General features: G+C 63.8%; 11 protein-coding genes. All 11 read right to left on the bottom strand.

Annotated elements, in window-relative coordinates; translation table 11 throughout:
• Positions 1-2: 2 nt before the first annotated feature.
• Positions 3-1,403, bottom strand: coding sequence for an FAD-binding oxidoreductase (locus tag NKI52_RS10780; RefSeq protein WP_502897750.1), 1,401 nt, complete (start codon positions 1,401-1,403; stop codon positions 3-5).
• Positions 1,404-1,588: 185 nt separating this feature from the next.
• On the bottom strand, positions 1,589-2,845 hold the full coding sequence (locus NKI52_RS10775; protein WP_352691217.1) for a VWA domain-containing protein: 1,257 nt from the start codon (positions 2,843-2,845) through the stop codon (positions 1,589-1,591).
• Positions 2,838-5,096, bottom strand: coding sequence for a DUF5682 family protein (locus tag NKI52_RS10770; RefSeq protein WP_352697920.1), 2,259 nt, complete (start codon positions 5,094-5,096; stop codon positions 2,838-2,840). Before NKI52_RS10770 ends, NKI52_RS10775 begins: the two co-directional genes overlap by 8 nt.
• 4 nt (positions 5,097-5,100) lie before the next feature.
• Positions 5,101-6,180 carry an ATP-binding protein gene (locus NKI52_RS10765; protein ID WP_352691221.1) on the bottom strand — a complete coding sequence of 360 codons (1,080 nt, stop codon included), beginning with the start codon at positions 6,178-6,180 and terminating at the stop codon, positions 5,101-5,103.
• On the bottom strand, positions 6,177-7,325 hold the full coding sequence (locus tag NKI52_RS10760) for a DUF5691 domain-containing protein (RefSeq protein WP_352697919.1): 1,149 nt from the start codon (positions 7,323-7,325) through the stop codon (positions 6,177-6,179). Before NKI52_RS10760 ends, NKI52_RS10765 begins: the two co-directional genes overlap by 4 nt.
• Positions 7,326-7,630: 305 nt before the next feature.
• On the bottom strand, positions 7,631-9,031 hold the full coding sequence (locus NKI52_RS10755) for an SWIM zinc finger family protein (protein WP_023676035.1): 1,401 nt from the start codon (positions 9,029-9,031) through the stop codon (positions 7,631-7,633).
• A gap of 192 nt (positions 9,032-9,223) precedes the next feature.
• Entirely contained in the window at positions 9,224-10,504 is a 1,281-nt protein-coding gene (locus NKI52_RS10750; RefSeq protein WP_352634425.1) for an amylo-alpha-1,6-glucosidase, read from the bottom strand.
• Positions 10,505-10,536: 32 nt separating this feature from the next.
• Positions 10,537-11,577 (bottom strand): ABC transporter ATP-binding protein, encoded by a 1,041-nt coding sequence (locus tag NKI52_RS10745; RefSeq protein WP_352455248.1) that lies wholly within the window; start codon positions 11,575-11,577, stop codon positions 10,537-10,539.
• Between the two features lie 21 nt (positions 11,578-11,598).
• Positions 11,599-12,441 (bottom strand): carbohydrate ABC transporter permease, encoded by an 843-nt coding sequence (locus NKI52_RS10740; RefSeq protein WP_023676032.1) that lies wholly within the window; start codon positions 12,439-12,441, stop codon positions 11,599-11,601.
• Positions 12,438-13,283, bottom strand: a complete 846-nt coding sequence (locus tag NKI52_RS10735) for a carbohydrate ABC transporter permease (RefSeq protein ID WP_352452410.1) — start codon at positions 13,281-13,283, stop codon at positions 12,438-12,440. The genes NKI52_RS10740 and NKI52_RS10735 overlap by 4 nt, the downstream gene beginning before the upstream one ends.
• A 75-nt stretch (positions 13,284-13,358) precedes the next feature.
• Positions 13,359-14,627 (bottom strand): ABC transporter substrate-binding protein, encoded by a 1,269-nt coding sequence (locus NKI52_RS10730; RefSeq protein WP_352697917.1) that lies wholly within the window; start codon positions 14,625-14,627, stop codon positions 13,359-13,361.
• Between the last annotated feature and the right edge of the window lie 26 nt (positions 14,628-14,653).

Genomic DNA, 14,653 nt, shown 5'->3' with positions numbered 1-14,653 from the left:
TTTCAGCCCGGCGCCAGGTCGAAGATGCGCCCGGCATTGAGGATGTTGTTCGGGTCGAAGGCTGCTTTCAGGCGGCGCATGGCCGCGATCTCGGCGTCGCTGCGCACAAGGTGCAGCCATTCCTTCTTGTCGAGGCCGATGCCATGTTCGGCCGAAACGCCACCGCCGGCGGTGGCAACACCGCGGTACACGATGCCGTATGCGGCCGCCGGATCCGCGGTGCGGACCTGATAATGCAGATTGCCATCGCCGAGATGGCCGAAGACGTAGATGTCGGCGCCAGGGTCGACGGCCCTGATGGCGGCTTCTGTTTCGCCCAGGAAAGTCGCCATTCTCGCCAGTGGGATGCTGATATCGACGCCGATCAGGCCTGCCATCGAAAACAGGAAACGGTTGGCCTCTTCTCGCACCGCCCAGAGCGCCCGGAATTCGCGCGGCGATTGCGAGACGACCACGTCGTCGATCACGCCATCTTCAACCGCCTGCATCAGCACCGCGGCAAAACGTTCGCCGTCGCGGTCGGGCTCGCTGCCCTGTATCTCGGCAAGCACATAGACGGGCGAGCCGGCGGGCAGCGGCGCCGGCGCCTCCATGCCGGCGATCATGGCGCCATAGAGCGGTGCGAAATTCACCTCATAGGCCGACAGCAAGGGCCCGAGCTTCCGCCTGAGCAGCGCAAGCAACGTGATCGCCGCGTCCAGCGAAGCAAGCGCGCAGAAGGCGTTGATCTCGGTGGCCGGCTTCGGATGCAGCCGCAGGCATGCGCGTGTGACCACGCCGAGCGTGCCTTCGCTGCCGATGAACAATTGGCTGAGGTCGTAGCCGGAGTTGTCCTTCGCCAAACCCTTGAGCGAGGTCAGAATACTGCCGTCGGCAAGCACCGCTTCCAGCCCAAGCACCTGCGCCCGGAACATGCCGTAGCGCAGCACACGGATGCCGCCGGCATTGGTGGCGACATTGCCACCGACGGTGGCCGTGCCGCGCGCTCCGATGTCGACGCCGAACAGCAAGCCGGCCGCATCGGCGGCTTCCTGCACCGCTTGCAGCGGCGCGCCGGCCTCGGCGATGATGGTTGCCGCCTCGCGGTCGAGAGCTTCAACGGAAGTCATGCGCTCCAGCGACAGCACAGCTTCGCCGGGTTGGATGCGAGCGCCGCCGGCAAGCCCGGTCCGGCCCCCCTGGACCACAAGCCTCTGCCCCGCCTCATTGCACAGGCGCAGTATGTCCGACACCTCGCCGGCAGTCCGCGGTCGCAGCACGACCTCCGGCCGCGCACCGGTCTTGCCGTCGGGGTCTTCCCTGTAACGCGGCCCGGCCTCATCTGCCGAGACGATCGCCGACCGATCCAGCCGACCCTCAAGTCGCGACAGAAGCTCGGCGGTTCGCGAGGAGAGGGCGCTCACGGATGCTATTGGCGCGCAGATATCGATGCAACGCACGCGAAGACCGGCGAGGATTGCAGGAGCGGCTTGACGCGAATTTCGCTGGAAAGAAAACATGCGGAAAACCCGCCAAAAATGCAGTCGGTTGCTGTCGCCATGCACCGCTCCTGTGGAACAGGTCGACCATAGGCGCGGACCGCGTTTTGTCAAACTGTGGCAGTTGGTGATGGGTGGCTCGACGCCTGCGTTTCGGCGCGGACCACCTTGATGTCGGCGCCTGCCGCCCATGCTCCGATATCGTCGCGACGTAAGGCCGCAGCCATCATGTCCGGAAACAGATCCGGCGTGCAGGCAAAGACGGGAATACCAAGGGCTGCTACCGAGCCTGCCATTGTGGGATCGTAGCCGGGCCGGCCTTGATCGGTCAGCGCCAGAAGCACGACGACATTTACGCCGGATCGAACCAGCGCTGCCAGTCGCCGCAGCAGGTCCTGGCCATTGCCGCCTTCATAGAGATCGGTGATCAGCACCAGATGCGACTTGGTGGGCCGTTCGACACGGTCGGCGCAATAGGCGACCGCCTGATTGATGTCCGTGCCGCCGCCAAGCTGCACGCCGAACAGCACCTCGACGGGATCGCTGAGCTCTTCGGTCAGGTCGACGATCGCCGTATCGAAGCAGACAAGCTTCGTGCGCACAACCGGCAGCGAGGCCATCACCGCCGCGAAGATCGAGGCGTAGACCACCGAGCTTGCCATCGAGCCGGACTGGTCGACGCAGAGAACGACCTCATCCAGATCGACAAGCCGGCGCTGCTTGCGCATGAAGCCGACCAGTTTCTCCGGCACGATGGTCCTATGCTCGGGTTGATAGTGGCGAAGGTTCGCCGAAATAGTGCGCTGCCAGTCGATATCGCGTGCACGCGGGCGGTTGGTGCGTCTCGATCGATCGAGAGCGCCGCGTATCGCCTCGGCGGTCTTCTGCTCCAGCTTCTGCATCAGCTTGCCGACGATATCCGCAATGATCGTCCGGGCAATGTCCTTGGTCTTGGCCGGCATGACCGAGCGCAGCGAAATCAGGTCGGCGACGAGATTGACGTCAGCCTCGATCGCTTTGAGGAATTCCGGTTCCATCAGCATCTGCTTCAGGTCCAGCCGTTCGAACGCGTCCTTCTGGACGATCTGGACGACCTGCGCCGGAAAGAAGGAGCGAATGTCGCTCATCCATTGCGCGACGCGCGGCGCCGACCGGCCAAGGCCGCCACGCCGCTTGCGCGGGTCGGCAGAAGCGGCGCTAACGCCGTCGCCGTAGAGAGCGTCGAGTGCCGCCGAAAGCCGTTTGTCGTCGCTGGAAAGTGCCCCAGACGTTTCGTCATCGGCGCCGATCGCCAGTCGCCAGCGGCGCTCCCTTCCGCCATCGGAAGTGAGCGGGCCGGGTTCGTTCATTTCGGCCTCGTCATCCATTGCCGGTTTCTCCGTTGAGCAACGGTCCAAGCAGCCCCAGGTGCCGGCGCCATGCCTCGCCGCCATCCGGCGTCGGCGTCACGCCAGCCGGCAAGCGCGCCGCGCGGCCGAGGACCGCTTCGATCAGCCGGCGGCGTTCCATGCTGTCCAGATTGGAAAAGACACGGCGCAGCAGCGGTAGATGCGCAATGAAAGCATCTTCGTCCAGGGATCTGAGCCACCCATCGACCGCACCGCGCAGACCCTCGTCATAAATCAGCCGTTGACCGGCTGTGCTGAAGAAGCCCTCGAAGAACCCGGCCGCGTCAGTGACAGGCGTCCCCGGTGACAGGCGTCGCCCGAGCAGCCCGGCAGCGGCTTCGGCGGACAGGCGACCGGCTTCATACAGCAGGTGCGCGGCGCACCCGGCCAGCAGCGCCGTCGACCGTGACGCCTCCAGCACGGCCGCCAGCCCGTTGCGCCATCCGTCCAGCACGTCTTGGCCGGGTTCGACCAGCCTGATCGCCTCATGGGCCTTGCGCATCGCACCAACCAGTGTCGCGGCGGCCTGCTCATCCAGATCGCGCACAGCGTAGGGAAGCGCGATCGCACCTTCGACGATCAGCCGCTCCATGAGGCCGGACAGCCGGTCCGTTTGCGTTTTGCGGGCCTCGCCGTAGCGGACAATGTCGGCGAGCGGCGGCACCGACGCCAGGATCTCCAGGCATTCACTGCTGCGCGCCGCGCGTGCCTCCAACGCCGTGAGGCCGGCAGTAGATGCTTCCGACAAGTTTGCAGTGATGGCGCTCTGGACCAGTGCCGCAAGCGTATCGAGCGTCGCCGCCGTTTCGATCATCTGGATCAGGCGGCCATTGGCAGCCTTTTCGATGGTCGGCCCGTAGATCAGGTTCTCGACCAGACGAACGGCATATTCCGGTTCCCACGCTAGGGTCCACCGCTCGCGGAAGGTGCCACGGCTGCGACCGGCATCGGTCAGTCTGCCCCAATGCACACCAAGCACGTGCAGCCGATGCAGCAATGTCGAGCGAAACAGCCCGCTCTCGCTTCGCAGGTCGACCGACAGTTCCCGCTCCAGCGCCTCGGGTTTTAGGCGCGCCGCCTTTTGGCTACGCTGCAGATCCTCGATCAGCGGCGCCAGCGGTGTGTCGGGCGGAATTTCCCCTACGTCCGAACCCAGAAGCAGCTCGGCCTCAACCAACCTCCACAGCAACGCTTCGCCGTTGAAGAGGGCGGCGATCGCGGCGTCGCGCAATTCCTCAAATCCGGGTTTCGGTCGTTCGCGAATCGCGGCAAGCGTCCGGGCGAGCCGCTCCGCTTCGATCAACGAAGCGGTCGAGATCAGGTGACCCTTCGCCCGCAGCACGGCGGCGATCGTCGCAAGCCACAGGGTCGCCGCATCGCGCCGGCCGCGCGTGCGCCAGAGATGCTTGCACCAGCCCGGTGCGACGACGCCCGCGCCATAGCCGTATCCCAGCGCAAGGCGCGGTCCCGTCCACGGTGCCCATGTCATTGTGCTCTTGCGCCGGGCAATTCCCTTGATCAGGACCTGATCGTTTTTCTGAGTGTGGGTGGCCTGCAGCGCCGGCACATGCCATGCCCCGCAGACGACGGCGATCGGCCCGCCGAACTGATTACGCGCCTTGGCGATTTCGAGCCGCATATGCGCCTCGCGCTTGGCTTCGAACTGCGCGATCGGACCCTCACCATTCCGCAGTGTCGTCATCGCATCTGCGATGGCCGCAAATATGGGGCCGGGTTCCGGGTTCTGTTCAATGATGTCCGACCACCAGCTTTCGCCGTCCTCATAACCGGCGGCGTGTGCCAGCATGGCTATCGGATCACGCGGAAGCGGAGCCGCGTCACCATCCTCGGGGGCTTGGGTAGCTTCGGTCGCATCGGTGTCCTCCGCGCCACCGATCGCAGCAGTGGTGAACCGTGCCGATGACGGCAGGTCGATAAACTGCAACGTCGCCTTATTGCCCACAGCCCAAAGCGCCGCCTGGTATTCGGGCGAGAACTCGGCAAAAGGCCAGAAGCTTGTCGAAGCCGGATCGTCCTCCGGATAGCAAAGGAGCGCCACAGGCGGCTGCATTTCGGGGCGGGCCAGCATGGGCAGAAGCTCAGAGGCGTCGATCGGCCCCTCGATCAGCACGGCGACCGGGTTCAAATCCTGCAGTGCCTGCACCAGGCTGTCGGCGGAACCCGGCCCGTGATGGTGTATCCCGAAATAGGCAATGTCGCCGTGGCCCATGGCGTCAGATCGCTGCGTTCAGCGCCGCGTAATAGCCGGCATAGTCGGCCCGCTTCTTGAGCACTGTTTCCAGATATTCCTCCAGCACCACCTTGTCCTGCACCGGATCCTTCACGATCGCGCCGACAAGGCTGGCGGCGAGACCTTCGGCGCCGAGCTTGCCACTGTCGAACCACGCCGCCTGGCTGAGCCCGCCAACCATCGTGGCGATCGCTTCTGCGGTCGACAGCGAGCCGGAAGGCGTCTTCAGCGTCACCTTGCCGTCGGCAGTCGCACCGGAGCGCAATTCGCGGAAGATGGTCAGCACACGGGCGATCTCCTCGCCGACATTTTTCGGCACCGGCAGGTCTAGTCCGCCAGCCATCTCGTCGACCCGTTTGGAGACGATCGCCACCTCTTCGGCCATGTCTTCCGGCAATGGCAGCACCACGACATTGAAGCGACGCTTGAGCGCCGAGGAGAGGTCGTTGACACCTTTGTCGCGGTTGTTTGCCGTGGCGATAATGTTGAAGCCGCGCTGGGCGTAGATCGAGGTGTTCAATTCCGGGATAGGCATCATCTTTTCGGAAAGCACGGTGATCAGCGTGTCCTGCACGTCTGAGCCCATGCGGGTCAGTTCCTCCAGCCGGCAGAGCTTGCCGTTCTGCATGGCTCGGTAGAGCGGCGTCGGCACCAACGCTTCCTGGCTCGGGCCCTTTGCCAGTAGCTGCGCATAGTTCCAGCCATAGCGGATCTGGTTCTCGTCGGTGCCGGCCGTGCACTGCACGATCAGCGTCGAGTCGCCCATGATGGCGGCGGCAAGATGTTCAGACACCCAGGACTTGGCGGTTCCGGGAACGCCGAGCAGCAAGAGTGCACGGTCGGTGGCGAGCGTCGCTACCGCGGTTTCCATCAACCGGCGGCGACCGACATATTTTGGCGTTACCAAGGTGCCGTCACCGGCCTTCCCGCCTAGCAAATAGGTCAGCACAGCCTGTGGCGACAGGCTCCAGCCGGCAGGCCTCTGCCGGTCGTCATCGCGCGCCAGCGCCTGCAATTCCGAAGCGTAGGCCTGCTCGACCGGGAGGCGGATGGCTGCGTTCATTTTGCTGTTCTCCGGATTGGTGATGTGTTGGTTCCAGGCCCCGCCAGTGATGCGTTGAGACGTAGAAGCCCGAGTGAAGGAGCCGCGGGCGGCACGCCCGCCGCGACCATGTCGTCGATCAATTTCGCTGCCGTGGTCGCGGTGGCAAGGAAGCCGATCGTCTCCAGTACATCGTCGAGACCCCGCCGCGCGGCGTCGTCTTTTCCGCCGGCGGCGGAACGCAGTGCGGCGAGCGCCTGTCCATTCGTCAGGTCGTCCCATTCCAGCCAGTCGACATCGATGCCTTCCGCCAGGTTGATCATGCCAAGATAAGTTGTCTCCTTGAGGATCAGCCTGATGAGGACACGCTTTCTGCGGCTGTCCAGGCGCGGCATGAGGTGAAGCACGAACAGCGCCGGTTTGCCGCCTTCGGCGATAAGTGTATCCGCCATCTGCGTAAGGGCGGCTTCGCTCCCTGAGGCGGCGACCATTCGTGCGATCAGGATGTCGGCTTTATTGTCGGCACCGAATTGCCAGCCTCCTATGAATTCGGCTTCCGTAGTGTTGAACCGTTCGGCAACCTCGACGAGGTTGCATATCTCGAACAGTTCGGCGCGGCGTTGCTCCTGCGCTTGGGATTTTAGTTTTGCTGGAGTGTAGATCGTCCGGCGGCGGATGAAGCCCGATCTGCCTTCAGTGATAAAGGCGGCGAGTTCGGCTACGGGATCGTCCGGTCCACCGTCGCTCGGGCGAACGTGCTCTCCTAATCTTGCCAGCAGCCGGCCAGCCAGTTCGCGCACCTTGCCGGACCTGTCGGCGGAAAGGCTTTTCAGGAAAGGCACGTCCTCGGCACTCAGGCCGAAGCGCATAAGCTCGACCAGCGCAAGTCTGACTTCCGCCGGTTCGCCCGACGCCTTGGCTTCGATCAACATTCGAGCCGATGTCGGGTCAGTACGGCGCATATCGGCAAGGGCCAAGCGTCGCGCGGCGGGATAGAACTCATCCCAGTTTTCCGCAGTCAGTTTCTCTTGTGGGGCAAGCCTTTCCCCGTTCATGCTTGCTTGCCAGTCTACCCATGGTGCGTAGACGTCAGGGCTGTTCTGATCCGAGGGCATCCAGTCCATGGGATGGAGCACAAAGCCGCGGCTGGCGACGAGCGCCGCCACGCGTGCCTTTCGCCTCGCGTCGGCGGCGTGCTTCAGAGCGGCTCTCAACAACGGCCGAAATCGTGCCGGCAGAATGGGCAGGGCAAGTCTGGGCAGCGGCGGACGACGCTTGAGTGTCGTCGGCGCGGCCGGCCGCAGCGCGACGTCGAGCGCTTGTGCTGCGATTGCCAGGAGCCGGCGCTCCTGTTCGTCGGGACTTGCACCGCCGGCGATTGCCTTCCATCCGGCCGGAGCCAGATCGAACGTAGCACCGCCGGTGATCCAGCAATCGCGCATTGCCGCCAGGCCTGTTTGCTCGCTTTCGTTCACGCCAGATCAAGCCTCCCGAACTCGCTTTGCGCCGCCAGAAGCTCAAGCCGGGCGCCGTTCCAGAGCGCTGCCGTGGCTGCAAGGTCGAGGCCGAGCAAGGTTTGATCTACCGCGCCGGCGATCGGCAAGGCGATCCCCTGCGGTTCATCCTCCGCCTGCCACCATGCCGTGCCCCGATCGTCGAGCAGGATAGCACCGGGCGGCAGCATGAGGGGACAATCGGCGATCCAGGGCGCGGCGTCCTGATGGGAAGCATGCGTGGCGAGCGGATCCTTTGCGGTGCCAAAAGCAAAATCGGGCCACGCGCCGGGCACAACCTCCCCCATGCGCTCCACCACGAGGGCGCGGAGCGGCAGGCGTGATGGATAAAACACCAGTCGGGCATTGAAACGGTCGCCTGGTGCAAAAGCGTTGGACCGGCGCCCGGCCGAAGCCGGGAAAAAGTCGAGCAGCACGGCAAATTGCGGGGTGGCGCTTTTCAAATCGAGCAGCCAGGTCGAATGGCTGACCAGACCATCGCGGCGGCTCTCGATCTTCTCGCCGAGAACTTCCCAGAGGCTTTCAACCTGTCTTGCATCCGGACTGCTGAGAACCTGTTCGCGGGGTTCCGACGTTGATACGAGGCGCTTCAGCTCGGGGTCGTCGGGCTCCGACCGCCACGCCTTGGCCAGCAGCACGAGCTTGCCGAGCTCGCGGATTGCCGCATCAGACCGTTCCTCGCTGCGCAGCGCCATCAGCCGCGACGGAATCTCGTCGATACGGCCGGCGAGCGCGGCTGCCTTCATATCGACCAGCCGCGCAGCAATCCGCCGGCAACGGTCGCTGCTGGCGTCGACAAACCCGGACAGACCGAGCCGTAACTGGTCGGCAATCCACTGGTCAAGCTCATCGAGCCCAGCCGACACTGCTTCTCGTGTGCTTTCCGCCCGCTTGCGCTGCGCCGCCTCGCGACGCTCCAGCGCCGCGATGTCTTCAATGGCGGTGCTCTCGTCGGCTTGTGAGGCTTCGCCGATGCGCTTGGCTTCCGCACCGGGTACCGGTTGCGCCGGCTGTGGCGTTGTCTTCCTGCGTCGGCCAAGCCAGTCATTCACCCATTCCGGCGTGGTATTGGCAGCGGCAAAACTGGCTGGCGCGGTGGCGGCAATCCACATCAGGGCCAGAGTGTGCTTGCATGGGAATTTGCGCGAAGGGCAGGTGCATTTGTAGCCGTGATCACCCGTGTCGACCACCACTCGATAAGGATTGGAGCCGGAGCCCTGGCATTCGCCCCAGATGAGCGCCTGCTGCTCATGCTTTTCGAGCCGCGGCCAGTTCGTTCGTTTGGTGAGCTTGGAGGCGGCGCTCAGCGACGCCTGATCGGGAGCAAGCGCCTCAATGGTTTTCAGATCGAATTCCAAGCCGCGCTTCTCCCCGCCCCGACGCAGTATAGATAGCGGTTTGTGAAGAATTATTATAGCTCTGGCACGGTGAAGATTGGCATGCCTTGGCCCTGTTTTGATGGGCCGGGACATGCCTCAGACGCAAATGGGGTCGACTGTTATTCGGCAGACAGAACGGGCTTTGGTAGCCGGCGGCCTAGGCGGAAGCGTTCAGGCTCTGCCCTTCAGGAACTCGATCACCATTGCCGCGGTCCAGGTGAAGCGATTGCCGCCGAGCGGCTCGCCGCTGAGGGGATCGTAATATTCGGCAAAACCGCTCTCGGCGATCAGCTCGAGACTGGATTGCGTGATCCGTTGTGCGATTTGGCTGTGGCCGGCGGCGGCAAGGCCGTCGGCGATCATGTAGTTGACCACCAGCCAGACCGGGCCGCGCCAGTAGCGCTTTGGGTCGAAGCGCCCATCCTCAGGATCGTGCGACGGGACGATGTAACGCGCTTTGCCGGCGATGCGCTCGATCGTTGCAGCGATGGTCGCTGCCCGGCTTTCCGGGATGGCCGAAAATACCGACAGAATGCCGCCGACCGACGCGCTGTCAACATGCTTTCCGGCCACTCGGTCGAAACAAATGTACTGGCCATGCGCGTCGCTCCACAGCCGTTCCATTGCCGAAAGCCCCTTTTCGGCACGGGCGCGATTGGCTTCTGCGATTTCGGTTTCGCCAAGTGCCTCGGCGAGATCGGCAAGGTCGGCGGCGGAACGGATCAGGATGGCGTTGAAGCCGGGATCGACGACCTGGAATGGCGAGGCATCGTGCAGCCGGGCATTATCCCAGCCAAGCCCGCGGAAATGCTGCAACAGCCAGACATAGCGGTCATACTGTGCCTTGGTTGGACGATGCGCCGGATCGGCGTGCAGGATGTCGCGGCGGGTGTAGGGCTCGACGCCTTCGGTCGGCACGCGCTCGAACGCCTCGTCCCAGTCGATCGAGTTGTCGCGGCCGGACTCCCATGGGTGGATTATGGCGACCAGCCCTTCGCCGTCCGGGTCGCGATTTTCGTAGAACCAGCGGTGCCAGGCATCGATTTTCGGCAACAGCGCGCGGGCGCGCTCGGCCGCCAGGGCCTTGTCCTTGGCCTGGTCGAACAAGCGGCGCACGGCAAAGCCGGCGACCGCCGGCTGGGTGATGCCGGAGGTGGCAGTCGGGCGGTTGGTTCGCCAGACCTCCGGCCCGGGGAAATAGCCGTCGCTCCAGACATGGAAGACGATGTGCGGCACCATGCCGTCTGGCCATTGGTGGGCGAACAGCGTGTCGATCTCGGTCCAGGCGCGCGCCTCGTCATAGTGGGCAAGGCCGAGCGCGGTCAGGCAGGAATCCCAGTTCCACTGAAACGGGTAGAGCCCCTTGGTCGGTATGGTATAGGTGCCTTGGTCATTTTCCCTGAGCACCTCGACGGCGCGGGCGATGGTTTCGTCGACAGCAAGAGATATCATCGGGGCGTTCGTACTTTCAGAATCGAAGGGGATCAAAGGGCGTTGGTGGTTTCGGGATCGAACCAGCGGATGCGATCGGGTTTGGGCGAAAGCCGCAAGTGATCGCCGACGGCGACCGTGGCATTCGATTCGAGGATGGCGCGGAACAGGCCGCCCTCGACGTCGCAGGTGACCAGCGTGTGCGGTCCGAGCGGCTCGACAACGCGCACGGTGGCGTTAATACCTTCGTTGCCGGCGTCCACATCCTCGGGGCGAATGGCGAATTCTATCGTCTGCTTGTCCGATTTGGGGCCGGGCAGCGTCAGCCCGGCGACGGTCCAACTGCCGTCGGCCGTCTTCGTCGCCGGGATGAAATTCATCGGCGGGTTGCCGATGAAGGAGCCGACGAAGCGGGCCGCCGGATTGCGGTAGACCTCTACCGGCGAGGCGGCCTGGACGATACGGCCCTGATGCATGACGGCGATGCGGTCGGCGAGGCTCATCGCCTCGACCTGGTCGTGGGTAACGTAGATGGTGGTGGTCTTGGACGCCGCGAGCACACCTTTGAGCTCGGCGCGCATTTCGAGCCGCAGCAGCGCGTCTAGGTTGGACAGCGGCTCGTCCATCAAGATCACGTCAGGCTCCATCGCCAGGGCCCGGGCCACAGCCACGCGTTGGCGCTGACCGCCGGAAAGCTGGCCCGAATAGCGCTTCAAAAGCTGTTCGATATGCATGAGCTCGGCGGTGCGGTTGACGCGCCCGTCGACCTCCTGCTGCGGCAGCTTCTTCATGCGCAGGCCGAAGGCGATATTCTCGAATACCGTCAGGTGCGGAAACACGGCGTAATTCTGGAACACCATAGCGATGCCGCGTTCGCGCGGCGGCAGATGGTCGACGCGACGGCCGCCGATCCAGACCTCGCCCTGGCTTGGCGTTTCCAGCCCGGCGACGATCCTCAGCAGCGTGGTCTTGCCGCAACCCGAGGCGCCAAGCAGCACCATGAATTCCTGGTCGGCGATGGTCAGGTCGATCGAATGCAGCGCGGTGAAGCCGCCGAAACGTTTTGCCACCTGCTTGATGACGATCTCAGCCATCGGCGTTCTCTTTTGTGCGCGTCATCGGTTGGCGATCCCCCACATGGCGAACAGATATTTGCGAACGGCGAAGATGAAGATCAGCGCCGGAATGACCAGTGCCGCGCCACCGGCAAATTTGAGGTAGAGCGGCGATTCGCCGAGGCTCTGCAACAGGAAGGCGGTCAGCGTCCGGTTCTCTATGGTGAGCACTGCGGCAGCAAACACCTCGTTCCAGGAGATGGTGAAGGCAAACACCGCCGACGCCGCGATGCCCGGCAGCGCCAGCGGCAGAATGACTTTTCGGAATGCCTGCAATCTCGTGCAGCCGAGCGTCCAGGCCGCCTCCTCCAGCTCGACGGGAATGCCGGAGAACAGCGAGAAGGTGATCAGCACCGCAAACGGCAGCGCCAGCGTGGTGTGGACCAGCGCCAGCCCGATCGCGGTGTCGTCGAGGCCGGTGCGGATGAACATCACCGCCAGCGGCAGCGCCAGCAGCGGCAGCGGGAAGGCGCGGGTCATCAGCACAAGGAAACGGAACGTTTCCTTGCCCGGGAATTCGAAGCGCGACAGCGCGTAGCCCGCGGGTGCGCCGAAGCCGATCGAGAGGAGCATCGTCAGCGTGGCGACGAGAACGGAGTTCCACAGCGCCTTGGCGACGCCGGCGAAATTGATGAAGAAAGAAAGGCTGCCGAAATCGAATGACGGGAAGAAGCGCTTGGGAAAGGCGGTCACCTCTTCCGGCGACGACAGCGCGTTGACGATCAACAGATAGATCGGCAGCAGCACCCAGACGCAAAGCAGGATGACCGTTGCGACCAGCAACCAGTTGCCGGCTTTGCGGGCCTCAGGCGCGGCAATCGAGAGCTCCGCGACAGTGCTCATATGCGAGTCTCCTTCGGCACACGCAGCACCCGCAGGAAGAACAGCGTGAAGCCGATCGAGATGGCGAGGATGAACAGCGCCATGGCGGCGGCGACATTGTGGTCCTGCAGCGTGAACTGCCAATTGTAGGTCTCGCCCATCAGCACCGGCAGATTGGTGCCGCCGAGTGCTGCAACCACGGCAAAGACCTCAAAGGCAAGGATGACGCGCAGGATGATCGCCGTCTGCAGGCTTGGGCGCAGCAGAGGCAGCGTGATCTTGATGAAGCGCTTCCACGGGCTAGCGCCAAAAACCTCCGCCGCCTCGTAGTATTCCCGGGGGATCAGCCCCATGCCTGCGACCAGAATGACCATCATGATGGCGGTCGCGCGCCAGATCTCGGCCAGCGCCACGGCGATGAAGATCGTCAGCTTGCTCTGGTAGCCGAGGAACATAACCGGCCTGTCGATGACGCCGAGATTGGAGAGCAAGGTGTTCAGGAAGCCGGACTGGTCGAAGATGGCGAGCCAGATCAGCCCGGCGGCGAGATCGGATATGCCGAGCGGAATAGCGAAGATGTAAAGCGCAGCGCTGCGCCCGGTTTCAAGCCGCGACACCACCGTTGCCATCAGCAGCGCCATCACCAGTTGGATCGGCACGACGATGGCGCTCAGCAGCAGCGTATTGCGGACAGTGACCGGAAACTTCCAGCTGCCCGCCATGGTGCGGAAATTGTCGAGCGTAAAGCCGCCGTCGCGGGTGAACGCCTCGAAGGCGACCAACACGAACGGGTAGAGGAAAAAGACACAGAGGAACAGCGTCGCCGGCGTCAGCAGCAGATAGGGCAGGGCCTTGCTGTGCATGGAGCGCTCTCTATTCGAAGCTTCAAAAGGGGTGGGCGCCCGGCGCGCTGGAAATCCGGACGCCCGGGAGGATTCTTAATCGACCGGGCAGGCGCCTTGCGAGGGCTTGTCGGGCGCCCAGCATGGCGCCTTTGCCTGGTCGATGATCGCCTTCAGCGCCGTCGCCTGTTCGTCGAGCACGCCGTGCACATCCTCGCCGCCGAGCACGATGCGCTCGAAGCTGTCGGTGTAGATCTGATTGAACTTGCCGCCGAGGCCGCCAAGTCCCATCGGCAGCAGCGCCGGCAACGCATCGGGAGCTCCGGTCATGGTGGCGATCACTGGGCTGAAGGCCTTCACCGAGGCCGGCATCTCGTCGGGCAGCTTGACGTCGACGATGGGAAAGAAGTTTGTCGCCTTCAGCGTCGCGATCTGGGTTTCCGGTTTCAGCATATAGGCGACCAGCGCCTTGGCCTTGTCCATGTCAGGCGAGGTCTTCGGGATAGCGACACCGGCCACCACCGGCATGTAGCCGCGGCCTGCCGGGCCAGCCGGCGCCGGGAAGGCGACAAACTCGTCGGGTTTCTGGTTGAAGGCGTCGGCGAGGCGCGCCACGTGATCGAATGCCACCCAGACTTCGCCGGTCAGCAGCGGCTCCTGCATGAAGGCATAGTTGGTCGAATTCGGGTTGGTGTATTGCCACAATTCCTTGAACTTGTTCCACGCCGTCTCGGCCTCCGCCGAGCGGAACTTCGTCACCATCGAGCCGGTATACGATGGAAGGAGAAAACCCTCGAAGAAACGGTGCTTCAGCCCTTTCGGGCCGGCCGGAAAACCGAATTTGGGCGAACCGGTCTTTTCAGCGATGTTTTTCGCCCACTCGATCAGTTGGTCATAAGTGATGGTGTTGAGATCGGTACCGGCCGGCAGATATTGCAGCGCCTGTTTGTTGGCCGCCATCAGAAAGGTGGCCTGCATCCATGGCAGGTACTTCTGCTCGCCGGTGCCGAGCATACCGAGCTTCTTGTAGGTCTCGTTGACCTTGACGCGACCGAGATCGATGCCAGAGAGATCGACAAGGTTCGCGCCGACGGTGGAGAAGTCTCCGTGCAGGCCGCCGAGCACGCCTATGGTGCCGGAACCGGCCTGCAGTTCGGCCTGAAGGCGGGTAAGCCAGGGCCCGTCCTCGGCGACCTGATAGTCGACCTGGCCGTCAAACCCGTTCAGCACTTCGCTGCGCATCTTCTGTGTCTCTTCCACTGGTCGCGCCTGTGTCGACCAGAACAACACCTGCTGGGCTTGTGCTGCGCCGGCAGCAAGCGACAACGCCAGCACCGCACCTGCCAATGTCCTCAACGCATTCATCGTCGTCTTCCTCCCTGGTTGTGCGC

It is taken from the genome of Mesorhizobium sp. M0590 (assembly GCF_040320905.1).
In the GTDB taxonomy this organism is placed as follows: domain Bacteria; phylum Pseudomonadota; class Alphaproteobacteria; order Rhizobiales; family Rhizobiaceae; genus Mesorhizobium.
Note: the sequence above shows the minus strand (reverse complement) of the source record. Positions and strands in the feature narration are given on the sequence as shown.

What these genes read in the sequence shown, in the direction of transcription:
- NKI52_RS10775 (WP_352691217.1), bottom strand. Translation starts at nt 2,845, where the DNA reads ATGGATGACGAGGCCGAAATGAACGAACCCGGCCCGCTCACTTCCGAT.
- NKI52_RS10770 (WP_352697920.1), bottom strand. Translation starts at nt 5,096, where the DNA reads ATGGGCCACGGCGACATTGCCTATTTCGGGATACACCATCACGGGCCG.
- NKI52_RS10765 (WP_352691221.1), bottom strand. Translation starts at nt 6,180, where the DNA reads ATGAACGCAGCCATCCGCCTCCCGGTCGAGCAGGCCTACGCTTCGGAA.
- NKI52_RS10750 (WP_352634425.1), bottom strand. Translation starts at nt 10,504, where the DNA reads ATGATATCTCTTGCTGTCGACGAAACCATCGCCCGCGCCGTCGAGGTG.
- NKI52_RS10745 (WP_352455248.1), bottom strand. Translation starts at nt 11,577, where the DNA reads ATGGCTGAGATCGTCATCAAGCAGGTGGCAAAACGTTTCGGCGGCTTC.
- NKI52_RS10740 (WP_023676032.1), bottom strand. Translation starts at nt 12,441, where the DNA reads ATGAGCACTGTCGCGGAGCTCTCGATTGCCGCGCCTGAGGCCCGCAAA.
- NKI52_RS10735 (WP_352452410.1), bottom strand. Translation starts at nt 13,283, where the DNA reads ATGCACAGCAAGGCCCTGCCCTATCTGCTGCTGACGCCGGCGACGCTG.
- NKI52_RS10730 (WP_352697917.1), bottom strand. Translation starts at nt 14,627, where the DNA reads ATGAATGCGTTGAGGACATTGGCAGGTGCGGTGCTGGCGTTGTCGCTT.